Source organism: Fibrobacter sp. UWB10 (assembly GCF_900182935.1).
GTDB lineage: Bacteria > Fibrobacterota > Fibrobacteria > Fibrobacterales > Fibrobacteraceae > Fibrobacter > Fibrobacter succinogenes_O.
Map to the genome: position 1 here is coordinate 644157 of NZ_FXUE01000002.1, position 25537 is coordinate 669693.

A 25537-nucleotide genomic window follows, 5' to 3' on the forward strand; every position below is an offset into this window, starting at 1 on the left:
CTGCATATGAATTTCTTTAAGTTTTTTGCGAGCGCTAGCGCTCTTTTTGCCCTGTGTGCCTGTGATGGTAATGAGTTCGTTCTTACGTTCAACACCCAGAACGCTCCCCAGCAGACATATTTCCTTGAATCTTCTTTGAATGCAATCTTGCCGACGACGGATTCCGTGTCTGGAACGCCCGAAGCAATGAATACGCATCTCAGTGTTCGTGCGACCAATTCTCTTTTGACCGCTTACGACGATGGTTCTGCCAAGTTCCAGCTTAAAATTGACTCGGTAGACTACAAGTCTGATAAGCGTACGGTCGAAGAATTCAGCAGCATGGAACGCTACATGTCCACCGAACATTTCCAGTTCAAGATGGCTAAAGATGGCGATATTCGCGATGCTGTTATCGAAGACTCCGTGATGCTCGGAACCGAGGCTCTGGATTTGATTCGCATTTTCCTCAAAGTCCAGCCGCTTTTGCCGGGCAAACCGGTCAAACTGGGCGAAACTTGGGACCGTCAGGTCGAAATTCCGGGTACATCTAAAAAGACGGTGGTGTACAAGTCCTTTACGCTCGAAGACCATTATGTTCATGATGGTGTCCAGATGGCCAAGATTGGCATGAACATCAAGTACAAGGAACTTGCTGATTCGACCTCTGACTTGCGCATGGAAAGCAAAGGCTTTATCGTGGGTACGGGTACAATCCTGTTCGACATGACGCATGGTGCTATTTCGAATGTGAAAATGGAATTGACTGGCGACCTGAGTGTAAACGATATTGTTGCCGACAACGTGATTCCCGATATGCATGTGATTCAGAAAATCAAGCTGAGGAGTGAATTTTGATTTTAGACTTTAAGAAATGGTCAGGACTTGCCTTAGCGACGTTCTTATTTGTTGGTGCCGCGGTTGCGGGGGAGATGCCTTTCCCGCCGATTGAAAATGGCAAGGTAAAACTAGTGGTGGCGGATAGCCCTTATTTGCTGGAACAGGGTGCTGTTTTTTCGGCAAAGGATACCTTGGAAATTGAACCGGGTGTAACGGTCTTGATGGGCGAATATGCAAAGCTCATGTTCCGTGGCTCCGTCAAAATTATCGGTACCGACGCTGCTCCCGTGGTGTTCAAGAGCGCTGATTCGCTCAAGAGCTGGAACGGTCTTCATTTTGTGTCGGCGAACAAGCCGTTTGAAATCAAGAACCTGGTTGTTGAAAATGCATTCCGCAATACGGTGTTCCGCTCTAAGGGCATTTTCGAAAACGTGAAGTTCGTGAACAACTACTACGGCCTTTGGATTGACGATGTGCCCGAAGTATTCCTTGCTCGTTGCGAATTCGTGCGCAACCGCTTTGCCCTTTCGATTCGCGCCGGCCAGGTGGTGTCTGCCGATACCAAGATCAGCGACAACGTTTATGGCCTTTACCTGGAACCGGGTGGAAAGTTCGATGGCGACAAGAGCTTGATTAAGGATAATCTTGAAGCCGATGTGCGTAACGAAGCCGAAGAACTTGCCGCACAGGGCAAGCGCGTGAACAGGAATATCTGGCACCGTATCGAAACCTCTTTCTAAGGAATCTTTAGTGCAAGAGTCGTTCCGCAGATCCATTCGCAAGATGACGGATAGTAGCGTCCGTCTTTCGGTGCGACCGAATCGCTCCACCATGATGGCGACGCTTTCGCAGTCGATGATGGTGACTTGGTCGATTGTGTTGCACGAACACTTGGATGCCATGCTGAACGATCCGGCGGTAAATGTCGGTACGACAGAACTGATTTCTTTTAGCGAAACCGCTTGGAAATTGGCCGATTCCAGTTTCCCGCAGATTGTGGCTGATGCCAACAAGCTTTACGATGAATTTCGCACCAAGTGGATGCAGCGTTTTTCGACAGACGAAGTGATGCGCCTGCTTCTGGAAGGCGGAGACTTCTTGCATCACGACGAAGAAAAGGGCTGGGCGCTGACGGTCAAGAACAACAAGCAAGACATTAATGCTTTTTATTCCGCGACGATTCACTTGCTGGTGAGCGACGCCGAACCGTTGTTCGTCCGCATGCACGGCCGCGTCATGCAGTTGCAGGAAAAGTTGTGCAAGTATTGGCATTCCGAAAGCGCCGTGGATGCGGTTTCCAAACTGCTCCCCAGTTTGGAAGCGTCGCTCCGCGATAAGGAAAACGCCTTGGTCGTTTCGCTCCGTAGCTCGCTGAATGCTTTGGCAAAGAAACGTTTTGCGGCTGCTTTCAATACCAAGAATCCGCCGCACTACTACAGCTCGGCTGCTTCTTGCGCACGTAATGTGGGCCGTTACTGGAATCCGCATTATGCTTATGAAAACGGATTCCTCGCCTTTACTGATGACTTTTGTGATTACGCCCGCGGGCTTACCCTTCAGATTATTGAATGGTACCAGAGCAAGTGGGCTCTGTTTTTGCGCGGTTTCTCGCGCGGTCAATTGAATTTGTTTGAAACAACGGGCCCTTCGAGGTCCTAAAAGATGCAGGTATGAAATGAAAAATGCATTCCAAATCATTTTAGCGCTTACCATTGTGGGACTCCTTGCCTTGGTGATTGCCGCCTTCTATTTTGGCGCACCGCTCTTTGGCTGGGTTATTATGGCTGCTATTTTTGCCGTGTTTATCGGAGAACAACTTGTTGCCCTCAAGACGGTAAAGCAGATTGCTGCTGAAACGGAAATTCTGGAAACCTGCGAAAAGCGTGGTGGCTATGTGGCTGGCGATGGCGTTGTCGCAAAGCGTGTCGCTCTTGCTCGTAACCTGATTGCTAAAAATATTCGCCTTGATTCTTCGATGGCCTACGAAGTCCTTTCGAACAGCGTTCAAATTGCTGTTCCGAAGAGTGCTGGTGGTACGGTGATTCTCCTTGGCCTTATGGGTACGTTCTTTGGCCTTATGTATTCTGTGGCAACGGCCGGCGGTGCAATCGACAATTCGACAACGCAGGGTACGCTCGATACCATTCAGCTTTTGTTCCTGAACATGAAGGGTATTTTCGGCACGAGCCTTTGCGGTTTGTTCGCCGCTTTGATTTTGAACGCTAGCCGCAACATGATGGTGTCTGCCCGCGATACTTTTGTGGCTCGCCTTGATGCTTTGACTCTCGACTTGCAGGGTGCTGCAAATGGCGAAAGCGAAGAAGCCCAGGCTCAGACGGAACTGGAACGCCTGTTCGATTCTGTCGAAAAGAATTTGGCCGTTGTGGCATCTTCTGTAAAGGACGGCCTTTCCGGCGTTGTGTCCATGGTGGGCGACGAACTTTCTGCCATGACATCTAAGCTCAATGATTCGCTTGCCAACGTTTCTCAGAACATGAACAAGGCTGTCGAAAACTTGGGCCCCTCTGTCAAGGATTCTCTGTCGGGCGCATTCACTCCGATGGAACAGAACATCAAGACGCTTTCTGCTTCTGTGGAATCGATTCCGGGTAAGCTCGACGAAAAGTTGAACGGTATTTCTACGACGCTCAAGAGCTCTCTCGAAGGCGTGTCTGGAAACGTCGAAACGGCTCTTGCCAAGGTGGCATCCGATGTGAAGGCTGGCCTCGATGGCGTTGCTTCTGCAACGGAATCGGCTATGAATGATTCTACGAAGAATATCGCTGCTGCTGTGGCCGATCAGGTCAAACAGTCCGACGAACAGTGGAAATCTTTCATGGAACGCCTTTCTGCCGAAACGCTCAAAAATGTGGACAGCCAGAAAGAAGGCCTCGAAACGCTCAAGAATGTGGCTTTGCAGGTGGCCGAAAAGGCTCAGGCCGGTTCTGCCGAACTCAGCAATTCCGTGGCCGAAAAACTCTCTGCTCTCTCTTCGGATATTCTCGGCGCATTCCAGAAACTTTCCGAAACTTCTGCCGTGCTGCTTGAAGCCCAGAAGGCTCTTACCGAAAGTATCGACAACCGCGTGGTCAAGGAAAAAGAAGCAACCGACGCCTTGGGCGGAAACATTGTGGAAACCGCAGAACTTATGCGCGTGAACCAGTCCGAACTCAGCGCAAACCTCGAAATGCTTCGCGCAGGCCTCGAAACGATTCTCGAAAAGCTCTCTGGCGATACCGCCGAACGCGACGACGAAGAAAACTTTGTGGAGCACCTCAACCAGTCTCTGGAAGCCTTCCACGAACGCGCAAGCGAAGTGCTTATGGAAAATGCGGTCAAGACGCAGGAAATTTTGCTCGAAGTCTTGGAACAGACGCAACGTTCTTCCATTCAGCAGCATAAATCCGATGTTGAGGGCTAAGCATGCGCTTTAAGAAAGACGAAAACAGCAATCCTTGGATGGCGTACACGGACTTGGGTGTTGCCCTGGTTTCGTTGTTCATCCTTGCGTTTGTGGCGATGGCTACCCTTAAGGAACAGAAGGCCGAAGACCTTACCCGTACTGAAGAAGAAGTGCTCAGCTGTCAGGAACAGATGCGTAAAATTGCGGCCGAACGCAACGCGCTTTTGTCCAAGAGCTTGCAGACTTCTATTGAAGCGGGCCTTATCGCTCTCGAAGACGGTAAAATTCAGATTCAGGCCAGTTTCCTTTTCCCGATTAACGGTGCCGACCTTACCAAAGAAGGCGAAGGCGTGATTCGTGGTATTAGCAAGGGCCTTTTGGAAGCTCTTGATTCTACCGACGTGATTATGGTGAGCGGATTTACCGATGATACTCCGGTGAAGTCCAAGACTTACACCAACTGGAATCTTTCTACCGAACGCGCGGTGAACGTGGTCAAGACTTTGATTGCGCAAGGGTTTCCGCCTGATAGACTTTTTGCCGCAGGCTTTGGCGAACATATGCCCAAGTATCCTAACGACAGCGAAGAACATCGCCGTTTGAATCGTCGCGTGGAAATCGGTGTAACGCCGCTTCAGAAAACGGGTAAAGAAAACTAAATGCAGGAACGCTTAGAAACATTACGTACAGGGATTGATGCTATCCGCAAGAGCGGAAAGCTGCCTCATTGGCGTATGGTCTATGCCGAAAACCTGCTGAACCGTGCTGGAGAATACTTGGCTGTCGACAGGCTCCCGGAAGCGGGCATGGTGGCCGATAAATTGGAACGCTGGATCAAGACGCATACTCCGCGTGTCGATTCTTCGGAACGATTTGCGGATAATCCGATGGTCTTCTGGAATGCGGACATGCTTATGGCGATGTCTGCGAAGTTGAAACAGACACTTTTGGAAAAACGCCAGCTTGTCCCGGGCACGGAACGTGAATCGATTGTACGTCGCTTGACGCTTGTGGAAGGTTGGATTCGCGAGGGCCAACTGTTGCAGGCTCACGAGGAACTCTTGTCGCTTAGAACGGCGCTTATTGCTCGCTTAAGGCGTAGCTTGCGTGCACGCTTGGTGGCAACAGACCTTTATCGTGGAACGGCTTCGGTGCCGGCTGGGAGCCTGGTGGGCCCCTATAATGCTTTGCATACGCTCGAAGAAACATTCCATGTGGTGGGCGAGCGTGACCCGATTTGGATTGAAGACTTCCTTGAAATCTATAATGACTTGTTTCGCGTGGTAGAACGCCTCGTTCCTCAAGACAAAAAGTGACACGTAGTGTCATCCTGAGCTTGTCGAAGGATCTAAAAAAAGAACTCCCGAAGGAGTTCTTTTAAATTTTATTATCGGGCAATTTAGAAGCCGATACTCAACTGGCCCATGTAAATACGTTCTTCGTCTTGGCCGGTGTAGTAGCCGAGTTCTTCGGCCCAGGTGGCGAATTCAACCGTAATGAAGCGCAGCGCTTCGATGGCGAAACCGGCAGAGGGGTAGCCGCCTTTGAAACCGCCCGAAAGACGCAATGCGAGAATACGGATTTCATTGTTGTAGCCGGGCCATGCGAGCAAGTTTTGTTCAATTTCGAAACCCATGTTCAAGTGTGAAAACACCTTATAGTTTCTTTCGCTATTGAAGGCATCGGCATAGTCGAATGCAATATTGAACTTTCTTGCATAACCGGTATTCTTGTTAAAGAATCGGGGGCTATAGTTGAAACCGGCTGTGAAGTTCGGCGTAATCTTGTCGCCGGCAAGATCTTTAAAGTAAACATCGCGCAGAGACATACCGACCCTGAATTCGCGTGTGAGCTGGTAGAGAATACCGAAGTCCAAGCCTGCAGAAACAGATTCGAAATCGAAAATGTTGTCGGTTGCATCGTGGTAACGGTCTTCAAGGGTGTCTTGCAAAGCGTCATAGTTTAATACGTCGACGGTAATCATTTCGACCTTTTGACGCTTGGCGAATTTGATGCCGATACCTGCAGAGAAATTGTTGGTGAATCCGTACGAAAAACCCATCTGTGCAACGCCATCGACATAGAAAGTATCTACGACGAGGAAGGGGAGGATTAGGCCTGCATCCATGTAAGGAGCTACGTTTCCATCTACCCAAATTGCTCCACCGAAACCATGGAATGCCATTTCAGCATCCATCTTGATTTTCATGGTTAGGTATTTGTGGTCGTAGTTGTTGATTTTGTGAATCATTTCAGGGTGCTTTGACAGCGAATCCAGAAGGACGTTTGAAGAACTCAGTCCTGCCTGTTCTGCCTCTTTGGTTGCGCCCTTGTACATTTTTTGCAGGTCTTTGGCAACATTGTAGGTCGAGAAATAGGTTTCGAACGGACCCGCACCGCCTAAGTTCAAGCGCATATCGCCAATGAAGTTGCGGGGATAGTAGCCCTGCTCGGGGCGCAGTTCATAGTTGCCCAAACGGTTAATCTGGCTCAAACCGGCGTAGTTAAAGTAGATGGCTTCTTTGTCGTCGACCAAGGCAACATGGGCGTTACCCATGGCTTCGGCACGAATCGAGCGGTGTGTCGGAGCTTTGGCTGCAAAAGAGGCAACTGCTAAAACGCAAATCAAAAATATGAGAATTTTTTTCATTGCTTAGTTCCTCCCCTCAAACCATTGCATAAAGCGTTCTTCGTTATAGTTTACCCAACATCCGCCAATGAATTGCTTTCTGAAGGTCAGGTTGTATTGGATATTGTTGATGTCTGTATCCTTGGCAACGGCCTTTTTGTATGCCGCGTATTCTTCGGGAGGCAGGTTCTGCGGGTTGAATACAAGTTCGAATGCGAATACAAGGCGGTGGTCGCTTGTGGCTTTACGGTTCTTGTATTCAGGGTAAATAAATGCCCATTCGCGACTCAATTCTTTTTGATCATTGGATGGGTCGTTTGCAACGGTTATTCCGTTCATGTCGATGTCGACCTTCTTGTACTTTTCGTTCGGTCCAATTGATTTGACAACGCGGAGATCCTTAATATCGGTATTGCCTTTAGTAATATTTTTCAGGATAAGGTCATTGTCGTATTCGATTTCGTTTGTCTTGTCGCTGATATCTTCGTCAATTTCTCCGTCGCCGTCGTTGTCTTCGCCGTCGTAGATTTCTTCGTCAACGCAGCCATCGCCGTCGTCATCGAGAATATCGCTGTAGCCGAACTGTCCAATGATAATGTTCAATGTCTTTGTCTGTTGATCTTCGGTTTCCTTGGCGTGTTCGGCTTCCTTGGCCAAAGCGCCACACATGCTGCTCACGGCATTCTTTTGAGATTCTTCTTTTAGATCGCCGAAACCTTGCAGGTAGCTGTCAAACATCTTGGACATGCTTTCGGGGTTGTCTTCGCAGGTAGTAAAGACGGCGTGGAACGCTTCGACAGTTTCGGTCGGATCGTTTTTGAGATTATTCAAGACGGTACCCATGTCGCAAGAATTGTCTTTGCCCTTTGTCAATGAGCAACCTTGCATGCTTGCTGTTGTTTTGCGCAGAATCAACATGGTTTTCATCATCTGGAGAATCATGTAACCTTCAGAAATCGTCTTGTAGGTCACGACGCTGTCGGTTTTGCCTTCTTTATCGCGACTAATAAAAATATCTGCAATGGCGTTTACGGTGTCAATTGCTTCTTGAAGCTTGTTTGCGACATTGTCAGACATTCCGGTAAAGGGAACTTTGCTGTCTCGGCTCGCGTTTATGTAAGAAAGGAGCGAAAAAATGTTTGTGGAATCGCCATTCAGTTTGCGGTTCAGTGTGGACTTCATCAGGCCGAACCATGCTTTCGAATGGTTCGAGTCGGCGGCAATAGCTTTGTTGAAATAGTACTCCGCTTCAGAGTATTCGTTGTCTCGGATTCTCTTGTAGCCTTCGTAGGTGAGGGCTTCGGCGTCATCGTCCTTGATGTTGATGCTTTCGGTTGGGTTAAAGATGTTACATCCGGCTATGCCTAAAGAAAGCAATAATGCCGTTGCCCATAAAATTTTGGATTGAAGTATGCGTTTCATGACACGTTCCCCATTTGCGTAAAAGATAACATTATTCTTACGAAAAGTATGTATCAATCTGTTTTTTGCCGGAATTTTGAAAAATTAAGTGATTATTGTCGCTTTTTTCAGGTACTTTTTCTTAGAAACCTAAAATATCTATCTTTGGGGTATGGAATCATATCGAGAGTATTTTCCGACAAAGGCGTTTCGTGTAGCAGAAATGCGCCTTGCGACCCTGTTGAGGGCGGAAAGGGACCGTTTAGATGCGATTGCAATGTCGCTTGGTCGAGAATCGGCAATCGGTCCTGATAATTTACTCGAAGAACTTCCTAAAATTAAGGAGTTTACGCGGGAATACCACCGGCTTTTTTCGGAGTATTTAGAGGCGGTTTTGCCGCAACAGCCGCGACCTATCCAGTGCAGGCCCGCTTGTGGTAATTGCTGCCACCATTACCCGATGTCGGTGGAACCCTTTGAACTTGTGACTTTGTATTGTGACCTCCGGGGGCGGAATGACTTGCTCGATATTATGGAAGCGTGCCAGGTAAGGTCGTCGCTGTTTAGCAAGTTTTTTGAGACGAGGCGTGCCGAGGGAGCAGTCCCTGACCAGATGGATTTGGACGACTACGCCGAAGACAAAGCCCTGCACGACTATTTTAGCGCCTGGAATCCGTGCCCGTTTTCGGATAAGAAGGGCGATTGCACGGTCTACCCGCTGCGCCCGGTTTCTTGCCGCATGTATTTTAGCGAAACAGATCCGAAGTTTTGTACGCCGGAGCATTTACAGACTCCCGAGAACGATAGCTATATTGTGTACTTGCCCGATAGCATCGAAGATGCCGTTTACGGAATTTCGGAGCATTATGCCCTATTGGATTTGCCCGAAAGTTACTTTGGCGGACTTTTGGCCGTAAACCGCTTTGAAGGCTTGATTGGCGGAAATTAGAAATGAATCTGTTTGGAATGCAACTCGACCTGTTCGGGAACAATACCGATGCGCCCAAGGAACCGGCAAAGCCGAAAGTTCCGGCTTCGGTTTCGCAGAATGGGTTGGTGCATTTCAAGTACAATTCGCAATTAAAGAAGAGTATCCGTTGCAAGGGGGGAGTGCTGTTTGGCCACCCCGAGGTGATTTTACCGGCCTACATGAAGGAGCCAGAATTTGCGCCTGCGCGTGAGCTTGCCGCCGAATGGGCGGAACACGCCATAAAACGCAAAACGGCAAAGAACAAGGCCATTATCAAGGATTTGGTTAGCCGCTTTTGGACGCTGGTGGAGCAGATTCTGGCAGATCGTGGCGATGAATCTTTGTCGACTAAGGGTAGGCTCCCGCCGATTAAGCCGCAAGGCAAGTACCACAATTTGAACGATGTGCTTGCCGCAATCAACAGCACTTATTTTGAAGATAAATTAACTTGCCGTATCACTTGGAGTAACCGCGTTGGCGGACTCAGTTTCCATTCAGTGCGTCAGGACCCTGTGACCGGCGAAGAATTTCATTTGATCAGCATCAGCAAGGGTTACGATGCCGCGAATTGCCCGGAATATGCCGTGGCCGGTGTCGTGTACCATGAATGCCTGCACATTGCCATTCCGGTTGAAGTCAAGAATGGCCGCCGCATTGTGCATGGCCGTAACTTTAGACGCCGCGAACGCCAGTACATCTATTACGACGAATGGATTCACTGGCACAATCACGTGCTTCCGCAGAATATCCGCAAGATGCGCCGCCATGGCGAACTCTAAAATTTCTATCTTTCTGCCGTAAATTTTAAACGTGATTTAATCACAGGATAAATACTATGGCAATGCAAGATATGAACGACCAGGTGCAAGCGCGCCTCGCTAAGCTCGACAAGTTCAAGGAAATGGGTGTGGAAGCTTATCCGCACAAGTTCAACCGCACGCATGATTCCAAGGTTTTGAAAGAAAATAAGGAAGCCCTGATGGCTTCTGGCGAAGAAATCGCTTTCGCTGGCCGCGTGGTTCGCTTTAACCGCAAGGGCAAAATGTGCTTTATGCACCTCAAGGACCGTTACGGTCGCTTGCAGGTGGTGGTCGCCCGTGACGAAGTGGGCGAGGAGAACTACGAAATCGTCAAGATGACCGACCTCGGTGACTTTATCGGCGTGAACGGTTCCATGTTCGAAACCCAAACGGGTGAATACTCCGTGCACGTGAAGAAGGTGACCATGCTTTCGAAGGCCGTGCGTCCGCTTCCGGTCGCCAAGGAAAAGGTCGACGAAAATGGCAACAAGGTCGTGTTCAACGAATTTGCCGACGTGGATACCCGTTACCGCCAGCGCTATATCGATATGGCTTTGAACGACGATGTGAAGGAAGTCTTCATCAAGCGTTCCAAGATTATGCAGGCTATCCGTGAATACCTGATCGAAAAGGGCTTCATCGAAGTCGAAACCCCGACGCTCCAGCCGATTTACGGCGGTGCAAACGCCCGTCCGTTTACCACGCACCACAACGCTTGCGACATGACGCTTTACCTGCGCGTGGCTCCGGAACTTTACCTGAAGCGCTGCATCGTGGGCGGCATGGAAAAGGTGTTCGAATTCTCCAAGAACTTCCGTAACGAAGGTATGGATCGCACCCACAGCCCAGAATTCACCGGCCTCGAATTCTACGAAGCTTACGCCGACTACAACGACATGATGGTGCACTTCGAAAACATCTACGAACGCGCCTGCATTGCCGCTAACGGCACCACCAAGATTGAATACCAGGGCAAGGAAATCGACTTCAAGGCCCCGTGGCCGCGCTACAGCATGATCGAAGCCATTGAAAAGTTTGGCGGCCTCAAGGTCAACGAAATGAGCGACGATGAAATCAAGGCCAAGATGGAAGAACTCGGCGGACACTTGGACGGCGAATTCAGCCGCGGCCGCGGTATCCTCGAACTGTTCGAGCTCACCGTGGAAGACAAGCTCATCCAGCCGACCTTCATCAAGGACATGCCGACCGAAAGTACGCCGCTCTGCAAGAAGCATCGCACCATCGAAGGCCTTATCGAACAGTTCGAGCCGTACGCTAACGGATGGGAACTGGGTAACGCCTATACCGAACTTAATGACCCCATCCGTCAGCGTGAGCTCCTGGAAGACCAGGTGCGCCGCGGCCGTGGTGGCGAAGGTGAAACTCACCCGATGGACGAAAACTTCATGCACGCCATTGAATCTGGCTTGCCGCCTACCGGTGGCGTGGGCTTTGGCATCGACCGCATGGTCATGCTCCTCACCAACCAGCAGACCATCCGCGACGTGCAACTCTTCCCGCTCATGAAGCCGGAGACCTAATTATCGATGAATAAACTTGAGTGGCTCATCGCCTGGCGTTACTTAGGGGCTCAACGTAAGAGTCTCTTTGTTTCGCTTATCGGTATCTTTAGTATGCTGGGAGTCTCCATTGGCGTGTTTGCGCTGGTGGTGGCCCTTGCCGCAGTAAATGGTTTCGAAGAAGAAGTCACCGCTCAAATGATCGGCAAAGATGCTCACTTCGAAGTGATGGCGTACAATGGCGAATTCATTGCGCCGTATGATAGCCTCATTAAAGAAGTGCGCAGCCGCGATTCCCGCGTGGTCGCCTCGTCTCCGTTTATCATTTACAAGGTGGGCGTGAGTTCCAAGAAGGTAAACGACGGTATCGTAATCTACGGTATCGAAACCGAAACGGCGAAGGGCGTTACCGACATTCACAAGTACATCAAGTTTGGAAACTACTCGGTGGACAGCCTGGAAGACTTGAGCGGAACGCTCCGCCCCGGAATCATTTTGGGTTCGGGCCTTGCCAATAGGCTTCGTGTGGTGGTCGGCGACAAGCTTGTGTTGCAGACATTCCAAAGCCCCGACGCCATGGTCACAAGTGGTGGCCCGAAAATGATGATGTGCGTGGTGAGCGGCATCTTCGAAACGGGTACCTACGAATACGACGGTAACCTTGCTTACGTGGGCATTCCGGAACTCCAGAAGTTGCTTGGCCTTGAAGATGTCGTAACCGGTATCCAGTTCCGCTTGAATAACCATTGGCTTGCGGGCGAGGCGGTGGATAGCCTTGCCACTTGGCTCGGTTATCCGTATTATGCCATGGACTGGAAGACGAAAAACATTACGCTCCTCAAGTGGATGAACTACGAAAAGTTCATTGTTGCTGCGGTGATTTGCCTCATCATTTTGGTGGCTGCATTCAATATCATCAGTAGCTTGATCATGGTCGTTATCGACAAGACCAAGGAAATCGGAATCCTCCGCAGCATGGGCTTGAGCAAAGGCAGCGTGATGCGTGTCTTTATGCTTATGGGTAGCTTTATTGGCGTGGGCGGCACGATTGTTGGTGGCACCATTGGCTTGGTGCTTTGCAAGCTGCAAGAGGCCTACCACTTTATCAAGCTCCCGGGTGATGTTTACGTGATTCCGTACTTCCCGATTTCGGTGCACATTCTTGACGTGATTTTGATTTTTGTAATTGGCATTGCGCTTTGCGTGGCGGCCACTTTGCTGCCTGCCTGGAAGGCTAGCCGCTTGGATCCGGTGGGGGCAATTAGACATGAGTAGTTTGCTTGAAACAGTTGACCTCCGTCGAGAATTCTCTGAAACGGGCGAAAAGCTTGAAATCCTCAAGGGCGTGAACTTCTCGATGGAAGAAGGCGAACTTGTGGCCCTTACGGGTTCTTCGGGTTCGGGTAAGTCGACCTTCTTGAATTTGGTGGGAATGCTTGATACACCGACTTCTGGCGAAATCCTTTTTAAGGGCAAGGCGCTTTCCAAGTTTAACGATTCTGAACGCGACCGCTACCATCGTGTACAGGTGGGGTTTGTGTTCCAGTTCCATCACCTGTTGAGCGAATTTACCGCGATTGAAAACGTGTGCGTGCCGGGCCGCATTCTTGGAACGTCTGAAAAGGAATGCCGTGAACGCGCTGCAATGCTTTTGGAAACGGTGGGACTCAAGGACCGCCTCAAGCACTTGCCGCGTGAACTTTCCGGTGGTGAACGCCAGCGTGTGGCTATTGCCCGTGCGCTCATGAACCATCCGGACTTGGTGCTGGCTGACGAACCGAGCGGTAACTTGGATGAAGCAAATTCCGCGATGCTGAACGAATTGATTGGCGAACTTAACGAAAAGTTTAATCAGGCTTTCTTGATTGTGACGCACGACGAAAAATTGGCTAGTTTTGCAAAACGCCGTGTTGTAATGCATGGCGGCGTCATTCAGTAGCTTAAGGAGAAAATATGTCTGATATCAACGGTATTTTTTCGAAGAAAGCGAAGGCTGTTTTACAGGCGGCACGCATTGCTGCCCGTAATTTAGGTAGCGATAGTGTTACGACCGAACATTTGCTGCTCGGCCTGGTACGCGAAGATTCCGGCTTTGCCGCCGAAACCTTGCGTGCGCTTAAGATCAATTTGAATGAACTTGGCGAAAATGTGCAGCGCTCGCTGACCACAAATGGTGGCATTATGACCGTGGGCGATGCCCATGGTGCGTTGCTCTCTTTTACGACTCGTTGTAAGGCTGCTCTTTTTAATGCGGCAAAGATTGCTAAAGAAGAAGGGGACCAGTATATTGGCCCCGAACACTTGATGCTTGCCATTTTGCAGCAGGCTGAATCTCCGGCTGCAGGCACTCTTTCGACCTTTGGCGTAACCTACGAAAATTTTGAAAACACCTTGCAGCAGATCAAGCGCGAGGCCATGAATGGTCAGCCCTCTGGCGAAGAAGGCGATGGCATGGACGGCGATGACCGCTTTATGGGACAGGGCCGCGGTGGCGATACCCGCCAGCAGGTGCGTAGCCAGAGTCGTTCCAAGACGCCGATTCTCGATCACTTTGGTCGCGACTTGACGGCGCTTGCCAAGCAGGGTAAGCTTGATCCGATTATCGGTCGCGGTCGCGAAATTGAACGTTTGATTCAGATTCTTTGCCGCCGCAAAAAGAATAACCCCGCCCTCATTGGTGAACCGGGCGTGGGCAAGACGGCGATTATTGAAGGCCTTGCTCAGAAGATTGTCCAGAAGAAGATTCCGGAACTCTTGATGAACAAGCGCGTAGTCACGCTTGATGTGGCTGCTATGGTGGCAGGCACTAAGTACCGTGGCCAGTTCGAAGAACGCGTGAAGGGCCTGATTATGGAACTCCAGCGCGTGGACAATTCGGTGATTCTCTTTATCGATGAATTGCATACGATTGTGGGCGCGGGCGGTTCCGAGGGTAGCCTTGATGCCAGCAATATCTTTAAGCCGGCGCTCGCCCGAGGCGAACTCCAGTGCATTGGAGCCACGACGATCGATGAATACCGCAAGTACATCGAAAAAGATGCCGCACTTGAACGCCGTTTCCAGACGATTGTCGTGAATCCGCCTAATTCCGAAGATTCTATCCAGATTTTGGAAGGGCTGCGCCCGAAGTACGAGCAACACCATAAGGTGCATTACACGCCCGAAGCCATTCGAGCTGCGGTGACGCTTGCCGAACGCTACATTACCGACCGATTCCTGCCGGACAAAGCTATCGACGTGCTTGACGAAGCCGGTGCCCGCGTGCGTTTGAATTCGATTCGTACGCCGCAAGACCTTAAGGAAATGGAAGACGAACTTGCCGCGACCATGCAAAAGAAGGAAGAGGCCATTGCCGATCAGCAGTATGAAACGGCAGCCACTCTCCGCGACAAGATTGAAGATTTGACGAACCGCATCGCTGAACGCCGCGAAGCCTTGAATAAAGAAGACTCTGCGGATTTCCCGATTGTTGATGAAAACGAAATTCGCGATTGCATCAGCAAGATGACGGGTATCCCCGTCAGTCGCCTCGCTGGTGAAGAAACGCAGAAGCTCCTGAAGCTCGGCGACGAAATCAAGGAACGCGTGATTGGCCAGGACCAGGCTGTAGACGCCGTGGTGAAAGCCATTCGCCGTACTCGCGCAGGCATTCGCGATACTAAGCGCCCCATGGGTAGCTTCTTGTTCCTCGGTCCCACAGGTGTCGGTAAGACGGAACTGGCGAAGGTTCTCAGTCAGAGCCTGTTCGGCAGCGAAGATTCCATGATCCGTATCGACATGAGCGAATACATGGAAAAGCACAGCGTGAGCCGCTTGATCGGTGCGCCTCCGGGATACGTAGGCTTCGAAGATAACGGTGGCCAGCTCAGCGAAAAGGTGCGTAAGCGCCCCTACTGCGTGGTGCTTCTCGACGAAATCGAGAAGGCTCATCCGGACATTTACAACTTGCTCTTGCAGATTTTGGACGACGGTATCCTTACGGATAGCTACGGCCGCAAAATCAACTTCAAGAATACGATAATCATCATGACGAGTAACGCAGGCGCTCGCGAAGTGCGCCACAGCAGCGGCATGGGATTCACCAAGATGGGCGAGACCGACGACTACGAACGTATGGAAACGGCTATCCGCGAAGAAGTCAAGCGAGTGTTCTCTCCGGAATTCTTGAACCGTGTGGACGAGCAGATTGTGTTCCGTCCGCTGACCAAGAAGGATCTCTCTTCTGTCGTAGACATTCAGCTGACCTTCTTGCAGAAGAACTTGTCTGAACGCGGAATCCTTCTGGAAGTTTCCGAAGCCGCCAAGGAATTCATCGTTTCGCACAACTACGATTCTGCACTCGGCGCGCGCCCGATTCGCCGCTCCATTCAGAACCTGGTCGAAGACGAAATTGCCGAAGGCCTGTTGCTTGGAATCTACAAGGACTTCACGACAATTTCGATTGATGTCGAAAACAACAAGCTCAAGTTCACATCCGAGGCGTTACCAAGCTAGTGATAATGTGAAGAGTGTTGTGTGTAATGTGTAATGAATTTAATTTCACATTCCACACTACACATCCCACATTTTTTATATTTACCCGCGAAAAAATTCAACAATCAAACCCAAGAGGTTATACAATGGCTAAAATTCCTGCAGTTCTTATCTTTGGCGCACCGGGTTCCGGCAAGGGTACCGTTGGCGCAAAGCTCGCTGCTACTACGTCCCTCAAGCACATTTCCACGGGTGACATCTTCCGTGGCATTGCTCCTTCCAGCGAATCTGGCAAGCTCCTCGCTTCTTATTCCAGCAAGGGCCTCTTGGTTCCGGACGAAGCCACTGTCGAAATTTTCGGCCGTTTCATCGAAGGCCTCATCAATACGAACAAGGTGAACCCGGATAAGGATACCCTCCTCCTCGACGGTATTCCTCGCACGGTTGCTCAGGTCAAGCTCATCGAATCCGTGGTCGACGTGAAGCACATCTTCGTGCTCGACATCAAGGACGAAAAGACCATCGTAGCCCGTCTCCTCAACCGCGCGAAAATCGAAGGCCGCAAGGACGACGCCGACGAAGCCGTGATCAAGAACCGTCTCAAGGTTTACAAGGAATCTACCGCCAAGGTTCTCGGCAAGTACAGCAAGTCCATCATCAGCCGCATCAATGGCGATAACACTCCGGACGAAGTGTTCTGCGACACTCTCGCTGCCTACGTGAAGTTCTGCAAGGCTTCTAATAAGACCGCAAAGGCCAAAAAGCCGGCAGCAAAGAAGGCTAAGAAGTAATAGTCGACGGGCCTTTGCTCTCGCAATCGCGACCGGTTAATACCGGTCGCTTTTTGCTCACGGAAGACCGCAAAGGCCAAAAAGCCTGCTGCAAAGAAGGCTAAGAAGTAATAGTCGACGGGCCTTTGCTCTCGCAATCGCGACCGGTTAATACCGGTCGCTTTTTTGCTCACGGAAGACCGCAAAGGCCAAAAAGCCTGCTGCAAAGAAGGCTAAGAAGTAATAGTCGACGGGCCTTTGCTCTCGCAACCACGCCTCGTTAATACGAGGCGTTTGTTGCTCACGGAACAAGTGCTCCAAGGCTTGCATCATAAAGCTTAAAGAGACCGTGGATAAATCCGCGGTCTTTTTGTTTTTTCTATTTTTGGAGCATAAAATCTAGAAAGGATGAAAATGGAACCAAACAATCAGTATAATTCAGTGGGAAATTCTTCCTCAGCTAAGAACAATAAGGACGATGACGAAATCGATATCCTCGAAGTTCTTAGTTTGCTGTTGAAGCATAAATTCTTTTTAGCTTGTTGTATCGTTGCTGGCTGTGCGCTTGGTTTCTTGGCTTCGAACTGGATGCGCCCGCAATATACGAGCGATGCTCTTTTGCAGATTGATGTGAAGGGAAATAAGGCTGGTAAGGCCATGGGTGAAATGGGTGCCCTTTTGGATGTGGCATCTCCGGCCGAAGCTGAAATTGAACTTTTGAAGAGCCGCATGGTTCTGACTTATGTTGTTGAACAAGAACGCCTGTGCTTTAATGCCTTCCCGAAGGGTGCAATCGATCGCTTGCTCCATACGGAAGGTCGCATGGATCTTGAAGACCTTTACATTCCTGAAATTGCCCGCATTGAAAAGTGGACTGCAGAAGTTGTCGGTGAAGATGAATTTGCCGTGTATACGCCTGAAGGTGTAAAGCTTTTGCAGGGTAAGGTGGGTGAGTCGCTGTCGGCCCCTTATGGTGGCGATACGCTTAGAATCCACGTGAAGCACTTGCTCGCAAGACCGGGTCAGCAGTTCGTAATTGCGCAGTCCGAACCGCTAGATGCAGTCCGAGGCTTGGTCAAGAAACTTGATGTGGCCGAAAAGGGTAAGCAGACGGGTATCATTGGTGTGTCCTATACGGATCGCTATGCTGACAAGGCTGCATCTGTCTTGAACACCATCGCAAATATCTACCTGCGCCAGAATGTGGAAATGCGCAGTGCCGAAGCTGAAAAGACTTTGGAATTCCTTGAATCGCAGTTGCCTGGTGTTAAGGCCAAGTTGGACAGTTCTGAAAAGAAACTGGCTGACTATCGTCTGAAAATCGGTTCTGTGGACATGACGGGTGAAACTAGGTCGCACTTGGAAAAAGTGGCTCAACTTGAAAAACAGATTCTGGAATTGGATCAGCAGCGTCAAGAAGCGACCCGTTTGTTCAAAGAAGAACACCCTGCTGTCCAGACGATTGTGCAACAGCAGAGCCGTTTGCGTTCGGAACTTTCGAGGCTCAAAAAGTCTGCTGAAAATATGCCTCGTACTCAGCAAGACGTGATGAGCTTGCAGGAAGAAGTGGCTGTGAACAATGCTCAGTACACGGCAATGCTTAACAACATCCAGCAGCTCCGCGTGGTGCGTGCCGGTGAAGTCGGTAACGTGCGTATTGTGGACTATGCTCAGATTGAACGTGCGCCTTCTAAGCCGAACAAGAAGCTTATCTTTGCCGGTTGTGTTGGCGGCGCATTCCTTTTGGGTGCCTTGCTGATTTACTTGTTGCAGATGACCAAGCGCGGTGTGCGCAGCTCTCTTGAAATTGAACGTGAAACGGGTATTAGCGTTTACGCCAAGATTCCGAAGGCTGAAAATGCAATTCTCTTGAAGCGCAATAAGGGTAAGAATACCAAGCCTTTGGTGGAAGATGATCCCGATTCTCCATCAAGCGAAGCGCTCCGTTCTCTTTATACGGCTATTGAATTTGCAACGACCGATTTGCGCGTCATGATGGTGACGGGTATGATTCCGGGCGTGGGCAAGTCCTTTGTTTCTAAGAATGTTTCTGCCCTTTTTGCTGGCTCTGGCAAGAAGACTTTGCTCATCGATGCTGACATGCGTCGCGGCGTGGTGTACAGCCACCGCAAGCAGGGCCTGGGCGATGTGCTCGAAGGCAAGTGCTCTCTGGATAACGCTGTGGCCGATTCCATTACCAAGAACCTGTATGTGCTTGGTGCCGGTAAGACCGACGTTTCTCCTAGCGAACTCTTGCGCGGCGAAACCTTCAAGAACCTTTTGGAAGAAGCCAAGTCCAAGTTTGATATTGTTATCGTGGACACGCCTCCTCTGGAACTCGTAACCGATTCCGAACTCATTTACCCGATTGTGGACTTCGCCTTGTTCGTGCTCCATTACGGCAAGCATTCCATGGACCAGATTAAGGAATCCATGATGAAGCTGGATCGTTGCTGCGAAGGCAAGGCCCGCGCGTTCGTGATGAACCATTGCGAATCTGACGGCCATGGATATGGCTATGGCAGCTATGGTTACGGTAAGTACAGCTATTACGGTAAAGACAAAAAGAAAAAGTAATTACAACTCATGAAAGTTTTTCTCTACGACACGACTCTCCGCGACGGTAACCAGGACCGTAAAATCAGCCTTTCTCTTGCAGACAAGCTGCAGATTGCGCGCATTCTGGACCATTTCGGCTTTGACTACATCGAAGGCGGCTGGCCGAATCCCAGCAACCCCACCGACGAAGAATTCTTCCAGAAGATTAAGGAAGTCAAGCTGAAGCATGCGAAGATTGCTGCCTTTGGTTCTACTCGTCGCCCCAAGGTGTTGCCTGAAAAGGACCCGCTGTTGCAGGCTCTTGTAAAGTCTGGCGCTCCGGTGAAGACTATTTTCGGTAAGAGCTGGGACCTGCATGTGACCGACGTGATTCGCACGACGCTCGAAGAAAACCTCGACATGATCGAGTCTTCTGTGGCATACCTCAAGGAACATTCCGAAGAGGTGATTTACGATGCCGAACATTTCTTTGACGGCTACAAGGCGAACCCGCAGTATGCTCTGGAAACTCTGAGAGCTGCAGAACTGGGCCATGCCGACTTTATCGTGCTTTGCGATACCAATGGCGGTACCATGCCGTGGGAACTCGAAGAGATTGTGAAGGACGTGAAGAAACACGTTTCTACGCCGATTGGAATTCATGTGCATAACGATGCCGGCCTTGGCGTGTGCAACAGCATTTACGCTGTGAAGAGCGGTGCGACCATGGTGCAGGGCGTGGTGAACGGTTACGGTGAACGTTGTGGTAACGCAAACCTCACGACCATCGCTGCCGACCTCCATTTCAAAATGGGTGCCAAGTTCTTTGCTGCCAAGAAGATTGCTCGCCTCCGCCAGTTGAGCAGCAATGTGGACCAGATTGTGAACCTTCCGAGTGATGCTCACGCCCCGTATGTAGGCGATGCTGCCTTTGCCCATAAGGGTGGCGCTCATATCGATGGCGTCATGAAGGTGTCTCGCAGCTTTGAACACATTGACCCGCATGCTGTGGGTAACGACCGCGTGTTTGTGACCAGCGACCAGGCCGGAGGCTCTCTCGTTGTCGAAAAGCTCAAGGCTATTAAGCCGGGCATCGACAAGAAGGATCCGGTGGTGGCAAGTCTGCTTTCTTTGATCAAGGAACGCGAAAATGCCGGATGGCATTTCGACAGCGCCGAAGCAAGCTTCAAGATGCTTGTGTACCGCCACTTGGGCATGGTCAAGGAACCGTTCAAGGTGTTGAACTACCGCGTTATTGAAGACAAGACCCCGCAGGGTGTTTCTGTTTCGCAGGCCACAGTTAAGCTCCAGATTGGCGACAAGATTAGCCATCAGGTGAGCGAAGGCGATGGCCCGGTGAACGCTTTGGATGCCGCCCTCCGCAAGGCTTTGCTCCCGTTCTTCCCGAACATGGCGAAGGTCAAGCTCGACGACTATAAGGTGCGCGTGCTCGGTTCCAAGGTTGCCTCTGATGCGACGGTTCGCGTGTGGACAACCTTCGGCGATGAAAAGGGCTACTGGAATGTGGTGGGCGTTTCGAGCAACATCATCGAAGCTTCTTGGATGGCTTTTGTTGATGGCTTGACCTATAAGATTCTGGTGGACGATAAAGTCATCGAAAGCGCATACAAGCATTTGGACGTGAAGCCTGTTGAACCGGTCAAGGCAAAAGAAGAGGCTGCGCCTGAGAAAGCGAAAAAATTGACTGCTCGCAAGGTTCGTAATCTCGCGGGTGTTTCAAGGAAAAAGTAAGTCATGCAAATTGTAAAAGTTACTCCGAAATCTGCTGAAATTGAACGCATTTGCGGGCGCGAAGTCGCTCCGTCTAGGGAAATTCACGACAAGGTGTTGAGCATTCTTGCCGACATCAAGAAGGGTGGCATTGCGAAGGCTACTGAATACGCCCAGAAGTTCGACGGCCTCAAGGGCAAGAACATTCGCGTGCCGGCTTCCGCCATTGCAAAGTCTGCTGCCAAGTGCCCCAAGGAACTCCAAAAGGCCCTGAAGCAGGCCATCAAGAACGTTCGTGACTTCCACAAGAACCAGATGGAAGAATCTTGGCTGATGGAAGGTGCCGACGGCGTGGTGCTCGGCCAGCGCATTCGTCCGATGAAGCGCGTGGGCCTTTATGTGCCGGGTGGTGCAGGCATTTATCCGAGTACCGTGATTATGAATGCGGTTCCGGCTCTCGTAGCTGGCGTGCAAGACATCGTGGTGGTGACCCCGATTAAGGGCGAAATCAACCGCGCTGTGGCCTTTGTGCTGCAAGAACTCGGTATTGATGAAGTCTACCACATTGGTGGCGCTCAGGCTATCGGCTTGCTCGCTTATGGCGCTAAGGATGCCAAGGGCAAGACTGTTGTGGAACGCGTCGACAAGATTGTGGGCCCGGGTAACGTGTTTGCTGCCATCGCCAAGAAAGAAGTCTTTGGCGTTGTCGATATTGACATGGTCGCAGGCCCCTCCGAAGTGCTCGTAATGGCTGACAACACTTGCGATCCGGACTTTGTCGCTGCTGACCTTTTGAGCCAGGCTGAACACGGTTCCGGCTTTGAAGCTGCTATCTGCATTACCGACAACATGGAAACCGCCCAGATGATTTCTGCCTGCGTCGATGTGCAGGTCGAAAATTCTCCGAAGCGTGAACTTCTCGAAAAGGTGCTCGGCAACTTTGGCCGCATCTTGGTGGTGAAGGACTGGTTCGACGGCGTGGAAATCGCCAACCGTATTGCTCCAGAACACTTGGAAGTGATGACTGCTGAAGCTGAATCCATGGCTGCTCAGATTGAAAATGCTGGCGCCGTGTTTATCGGTCCGTGGTCCAGCGAACCGGTGGGTGACTACTTTGCCGGCCCGAACCACGTGCTGCCTACCAACGGAACGGGCCGCTTCTTCAGCCCGCTCGGCGTGTACGACTTCTTGAAGCGCATGAGCATCATCCGCTACAGCGAAAAGGCCATCAAGAAGAATGCGAAGGCAATTGCTGCCGTCGCTACCGAAGAAGGCTTTATCCATCACGCTGCAGCTGTGCTGAAGCGCCTCTAATATTCAATAAAATTTTTGAAGAAAGGCTCCTCGTTCGAGGAGCCTTTTCTACTTTTATAGAAAAATGGTGAGATAATTTATGGCTAAAACGATTCTTCAATCTGTATTGTTCCAAGGAAAAAAACAAGATATTTTGATTTCTGGCAAAAAGTTTGCCAAGGTCGGTCGTAAACTTTCCAAGAGTGATTATGCAAATGCCGAAATCGTTAAATGCGATGGCTTGGCCATTATCCCGCCTTTTTACAACGGACACACGCATGCTGCAATGACTTTGCTGCGAGGCTATGCCGACGATATGCCGCTTCAGAAGTGGCTGCAGGAATACATTTGGCCGTTCGAGGCTAAGCTCACTGCTAAGGATATCGAAATCGGATCGCGTCTTGCCGTGCTTGAAATGATTAAGTCCGGGACGGTCTTTTTCTCGGATATGTACTGGCGTCGCGAAGTCACCATGAAGGTGGTGAAGGAAATGGGAATCCGTGCGACCATTGGTGTGACGATTGCTGAAAATCTGGATACGCCCGAACATATTGAAGAAAATTTCAAGTTTTTGCAGGATCACCGTTTTGAATCGGACCGCGTGAAGCTAGCCGTGATGCCGCATTCCATTTATACTGTTGGCGAAAAGATTTTCAAGCGCTGCGCTAAGGTGGCCCGCGAAGAAAACTATATCTTGCATACTCATTTGTCTGAAACACTCAAGGAAGTCAAGGACTGCAAAAAACAGTATGGTTGCTCTCCCGTAGAACTCCTCGACAAGTGGGGAATCTTGGGTGGAAATTTTGTGGGAGCACACTGCGTTCACTTGAATGAATATGAAATGTCATTGATGGCTGAATCGGAATCGGCTGCGATTCTGAATCCGTGTTCGAACTTGAAACTCGGTAGCGGCATTCCGAAGGTGAATGCGCTACTCGATAGCGGCGTGCTTGTAGGCCTTGGTACTGACGGCGCTTCGTCTAACAATAACCTCGACATGCACGAAGAAATGAAGATGATTTCTCTCCTTGCAAAGGTGGAACCGAAGACCGGCAAGGCCGAATCTTTGCCGGCGATAGAGGCGCTTGAAATGGCGACTTGGAATACGGCGCTTGCCTATGGAATTCCTGCGGGTCTGATTGCCGACGACTTCTTGGCAGACGCCTTGCTGCTCGATTTAAAGAATGAACGCTTGGTTCCGAACTATAACCTGGTAAGCAATTGGGTGTACGCTGCGGATTCTAGCGCCATTCATTCGGTTATCTGTAATGGTAAATTTGTGATGCGCAATCATCACGTCGATGGCGAAGAAGATATCATTAAAGAAGCGCGTAAATACGCAACTAAGTATGTCCGCTAATTAAAATCGCTATTTCGCGACTTGCTTCGCTGTATTTTTCAGAGAATCGACAGCGTTTTTGACTGATTCTTTGGCAACTTCGGTTGCTTTGTCAGCGGCGTCCTTTGCGGATTCCTTGACCGCTTCTGTAGCCTTGTCTGCCGCTTCCTTGGCGGCCTCGGACGCCTTTTCAGCAGCCTTGTCTGTAATGGACTTGGTGATTTCGCTTGCTTTTTGTTCGGCAACCTCAAGCAGGTTCACCGGTTGCGAAGAATAGCCCATCATTTCAAGCGTACATTTGTAGGAGTCGTAAGCAAAAGAGGTGTCGCGGACTTCGGGAATGATTCCGCCGAAGGGGAACAAGTGCAAAATTGTGAGCAGTACAAAGCAAATGAGCAGAGCCTTGACGACTCCAAAAATTCCACCAAGGATTCGGTCCACTTTTCCGACGGTTGTTGCTTCGGTCAGGTGCTGGAGAAAGTGCCCGATAAATCGGAACAGCAAGAAGGGTACTAAAAATCCGATGCACATGCAAACGAGTTTGGTCGAAAAGGCGCTAGACTGCAATGTGCTTGAAATGAAATCAGAAAGCAGGTCGCATGCGAAATAGGCTCCAATAATACCACTTGCCCAGGCAATCAGTCGGAAAATTCCGCGGAAAAAACCGTGCCATAAACCGAGCAACATTAGAAAAAGGATGATGACGAGGCAGACGATGTCTATTGCGTTCATGAGATTCTATTTCTAAAAGGTTCTTCTAAATAAATCGTGTTACGATAAAACTAATTAAAAATCCGATAAGTACGCCAGCGGCAAGTCCCTTGAAAAAGTGGAACTTGACATGAGTCGGATAAATCGGGGGTTCGGTATAAAGCGTTTCGTCGATGGATTCCGTCTTTTGCTTGATAGAATCCTTGATGGCAAAAATCCACATGGCCGTGTAAGGAACCATATCGCGCGGGTAATTGCGCATAATCAGCGAGACCTGTTCTGCGGCATCGAATGCGGTGAGCGGGCGCTTGCGCGGATCCTTGTTCAGCATTTTGACTATCAACTTCTTTAAGCGGCGGGGGAGATCCTTGTCGAATGCTTTTTCTGTCACTCGAAGTTTTTGGATTCTCTGGAGCGTGTCGCTAAAGTTGCTACCGCGGAAAATATTTTGACCCAGGAGCATTTCGCTTGCGACAATGCCGACGGCGAAAAGGTCCGATGCCGGCGTGGCTTCTTCGCCAACGGTCTGCTCGGGACTCATGTAGGTGACGGTGCCGAGAATTGCGCCTGTTTGCGTGAGGCGTTCTGCATCTTCGCCTTTGTTGAACTGGAGCAAGTTTTCCGAATGAGCGATGCCGAAATCAAGCAAGTGGATTCGTCCGTCGTTATCAATCATGATATTGGCGGGCTTGATATCGCGATGCACGATTCCTTTGCGGTGGGCTTCTCCCAAGGCACAAAGAATTTCGTGCAAGATATTCAAGACAATCCACAGAGGCGGCTGCTTTACTTTATCGAGAATCTGGCGGAGCGTAAGGCCGTGTACGAATTCCATAGAAAGCGAAAGCTTGCCGTCTTTTTCTTTCCACAAGGCGTAGGGCTTGGTAATAGCGGGGTGGTTTAAGTGGGCGAGAATGTTGCCCTCTTGCATAAAGCGGCGAATGTTGACATCGCTGTCTTCGATGTCTTGCTGCATCTGCTTGACAACCACCATGCGGTCAAGCGACTTATCGTGACAAAGCCACAATTGACCCATGGCGCCGGAACCGAGTTCCTGCGTCGGCGTGTATCCGCCAATTTTAGAGGGCTTTTTTGTTTCGCTTGACACTTCCAACTTCCTACAATCACCAACCGAAATTT

21 protein-coding genes are annotated in these 25537 nt (G+C 50.2%); 17 read left to right on the plus strand and 4 right to left on the minus strand.

Translation table 11 applies throughout. The features are described from left to right. Positions 1 to 6: 6 nt before the first annotated feature. Genes QOL41_RS07260 through QOL41_RS07285 form a run of 6 tightly spaced genes read left to right on the plus strand, consistent with a single transcriptional unit; the run spans position 7 to position 5538 of the window. Positions 7 to 837 (plus strand): hypothetical protein, encoded by an 831-nt coding sequence (locus QOL41_RS07260; RefSeq protein WP_173652621.1) that lies wholly within the window; start codon positions 7 to 9, stop codon positions 835 to 837. Continuing rightward, positions 834 to 1559 (plus strand): right-handed parallel beta-helix repeat-containing protein, encoded by a 726-nt coding sequence (locus tag QOL41_RS07265; RefSeq protein ID WP_283429222.1) that lies wholly within the window; start codon positions 834 to 836, stop codon positions 1557 to 1559. Before QOL41_RS07260 ends, QOL41_RS07265 begins: the two co-directional genes overlap by 4 nt. A 10-nt stretch (positions 1560 to 1569) precedes the next feature. Then, the gene (locus tag QOL41_RS07270; RefSeq protein WP_173652622.1) at positions 1570 to 2478 is read left to right on the plus strand and encodes a hypothetical protein; all 909 of its coding nucleotides are present in this window, start codon (positions 1570 to 1572) and stop codon (positions 2476 to 2478) included. 16 nt (positions 2479 to 2494) lie between these two features. Continuing rightward, on the plus strand, positions 2495 to 4240 hold the full coding sequence (locus tag QOL41_RS07275; RefSeq protein ID WP_283429223.1) for a fimbrial protein: 1746 nt from the start codon (positions 2495 to 2497) through the stop codon (positions 4238 to 4240). A 2-nt stretch (positions 4241 to 4242) separates the two neighbouring features. After that, a complete protein-coding gene (locus QOL41_RS07280) occupies positions 4243 to 4881 on the plus strand; it encodes an OmpA/MotB family protein (RefSeq protein WP_173652624.1) in 639 nt (212 codons plus the stop codon). Beyond that, positions 4882 to 5538 (plus strand): hypothetical protein, encoded by a 657-nt coding sequence (locus QOL41_RS07285; RefSeq protein ID WP_173652625.1) that lies wholly within the window; start codon positions 4882 to 4884, stop codon positions 5536 to 5538. An 83-nt stretch (positions 5539 to 5621) separates the two neighbouring features. On the opposite strand, the gene QOL41_RS07290 is transcribed toward QOL41_RS07285, so the two are convergent. Further along, on the minus strand, positions 5622 to 6872 hold the full coding sequence (locus QOL41_RS07290) for a hypothetical protein (protein WP_283429224.1): 1251 nt from the start codon (positions 6870 to 6872) through the stop codon (positions 5622 to 5624). Between the two features lie 3 nt (positions 6873 to 6875). Further along, a complete protein-coding gene (locus QOL41_RS07295; RefSeq protein WP_283429225.1) occupies positions 6876 to 8273 on the minus strand; it encodes a hypothetical protein in 1398 nt (465 codons plus the stop codon). Between the two features lie 151 nt (positions 8274 to 8424). Between QOL41_RS07295 and QOL41_RS07300 the strand changes: the two genes are divergently transcribed. The 11 genes from QOL41_RS07300 to QOL41_RS07350 all read left to right on the plus strand — a co-directional run bounded on the left by QOL41_RS07300 (position 8425) and on the right by QOL41_RS07350 (position 23707). Beyond that, positions 8425 to 9201 (plus strand): YkgJ family cysteine cluster protein, encoded by a 777-nt coding sequence (locus QOL41_RS07300; protein ID WP_283429226.1) that lies wholly within the window; start codon positions 8425 to 8427, stop codon positions 9199 to 9201. 2 nt (positions 9202 to 9203) lie between these two features. Next, a complete protein-coding gene (locus QOL41_RS07305) occupies positions 9204 to 10001 on the plus strand; it encodes a hypothetical protein (RefSeq protein ID WP_283429227.1) in 798 nt (265 codons plus the stop codon). Positions 10002 to 10057: 56 nt separating this feature from the next. Next, positions 10058 to 11563 carry a lysine--tRNA ligase gene (gene lysS / locus QOL41_RS07310; RefSeq protein WP_283429228.1) on the plus strand — a complete coding sequence of 502 codons (1506 nt, stop codon included), beginning with the start codon at positions 10058 to 10060 and terminating at the stop codon, positions 11561 to 11563. A gap of 6 nt (positions 11564 to 11569) precedes the next feature. Then, the gene (locus tag QOL41_RS07315) at positions 11570 to 12817 is read left to right on the plus strand and encodes an FtsX-like permease family protein (RefSeq protein ID WP_283429229.1); all 1248 of its coding nucleotides are present in this window, start codon (positions 11570 to 11572) and stop codon (positions 12815 to 12817) included. After that, positions 12810 to 13481 carry an ABC transporter ATP-binding protein gene (locus QOL41_RS07320; RefSeq protein WP_283429230.1) on the plus strand — a complete coding sequence of 224 codons (672 nt, stop codon included), beginning with the start codon at positions 12810 to 12812 and terminating at the stop codon, positions 13479 to 13481. The genes QOL41_RS07315 and QOL41_RS07320 overlap by 8 nt, the downstream gene beginning before the upstream one ends. Positions 13482 to 13495: 14 nt before the next feature. Further along, positions 13496 to 16036: an ATP-dependent Clp protease ATP-binding subunit gene (locus tag QOL41_RS07325; RefSeq protein WP_173652632.1), complete on the plus strand. Its 2541-nt coding sequence runs from the start codon at positions 13496 to 13498 to the stop codon at positions 16034 to 16036. A 125-nt stretch (positions 16037 to 16161) separates the two neighbouring features. Continuing rightward, the gene (locus QOL41_RS07330; protein WP_283429231.1) at positions 16162 to 16806 is read left to right on the plus strand and encodes an adenylate kinase family protein; all 645 of its coding nucleotides are present in this window, start codon (positions 16162 to 16164) and stop codon (positions 16804 to 16806) included. Between the two features lie 393 nt (positions 16807 to 17199). After that, positions 17200 to 19362, plus strand: coding sequence for a polysaccharide biosynthesis tyrosine autokinase (locus QOL41_RS07335; protein ID WP_283429232.1), 2163 nt, complete (start codon positions 17200 to 17202; stop codon positions 19360 to 19362). Between the two features lie 9 nt (positions 19363 to 19371). Next, positions 19372 to 21075: a citramalate synthase gene (cimA, locus tag QOL41_RS07340; RefSeq protein WP_283429233.1), complete on the plus strand. Its 1704-nt coding sequence runs from the start codon at positions 19372 to 19374 to the stop codon at positions 21073 to 21075. A gap of 3 nt (positions 21076 to 21078) precedes the next feature. Next, positions 21079 to 22368 (plus strand): histidinol dehydrogenase, encoded by a 1290-nt coding sequence (hisD, locus tag QOL41_RS07345; protein WP_283429234.1) that lies wholly within the window; start codon positions 21079 to 21081, stop codon positions 22366 to 22368. A gap of 79 nt (positions 22369 to 22447) precedes the next feature. Further along, positions 22448 to 23707: an amidohydrolase gene (locus tag QOL41_RS07350; protein ID WP_283429235.1), complete on the plus strand. Its 1260-nt coding sequence runs from the start codon at positions 22448 to 22450 to the stop codon at positions 23705 to 23707. 9 nt (positions 23708 to 23716) lie between these two features. Here the strand turns inward: QOL41_RS07350 and QOL41_RS07355 are convergent, their stop codons facing one another. Together QOL41_RS07355 and QOL41_RS07360 are read right to left on the minus strand one after the other, a co-directional pair. Next, positions 23717 to 24418, minus strand: a complete 702-nt coding sequence (locus QOL41_RS07355) for a CvpA family protein (RefSeq protein ID WP_283429236.1) — start codon at positions 24416 to 24418, stop codon at positions 23717 to 23719. A 25-nt stretch (positions 24419 to 24443) separates the two neighbouring features. Then, on the minus strand, positions 24444 to 25505 hold the full coding sequence (locus tag QOL41_RS07360) for a serine/threonine protein kinase (protein WP_283429237.1): 1062 nt from the start codon (positions 25503 to 25505) through the stop codon (positions 24444 to 24446). Between the last annotated feature and the right edge of the window lie 32 nt (positions 25506 to 25537).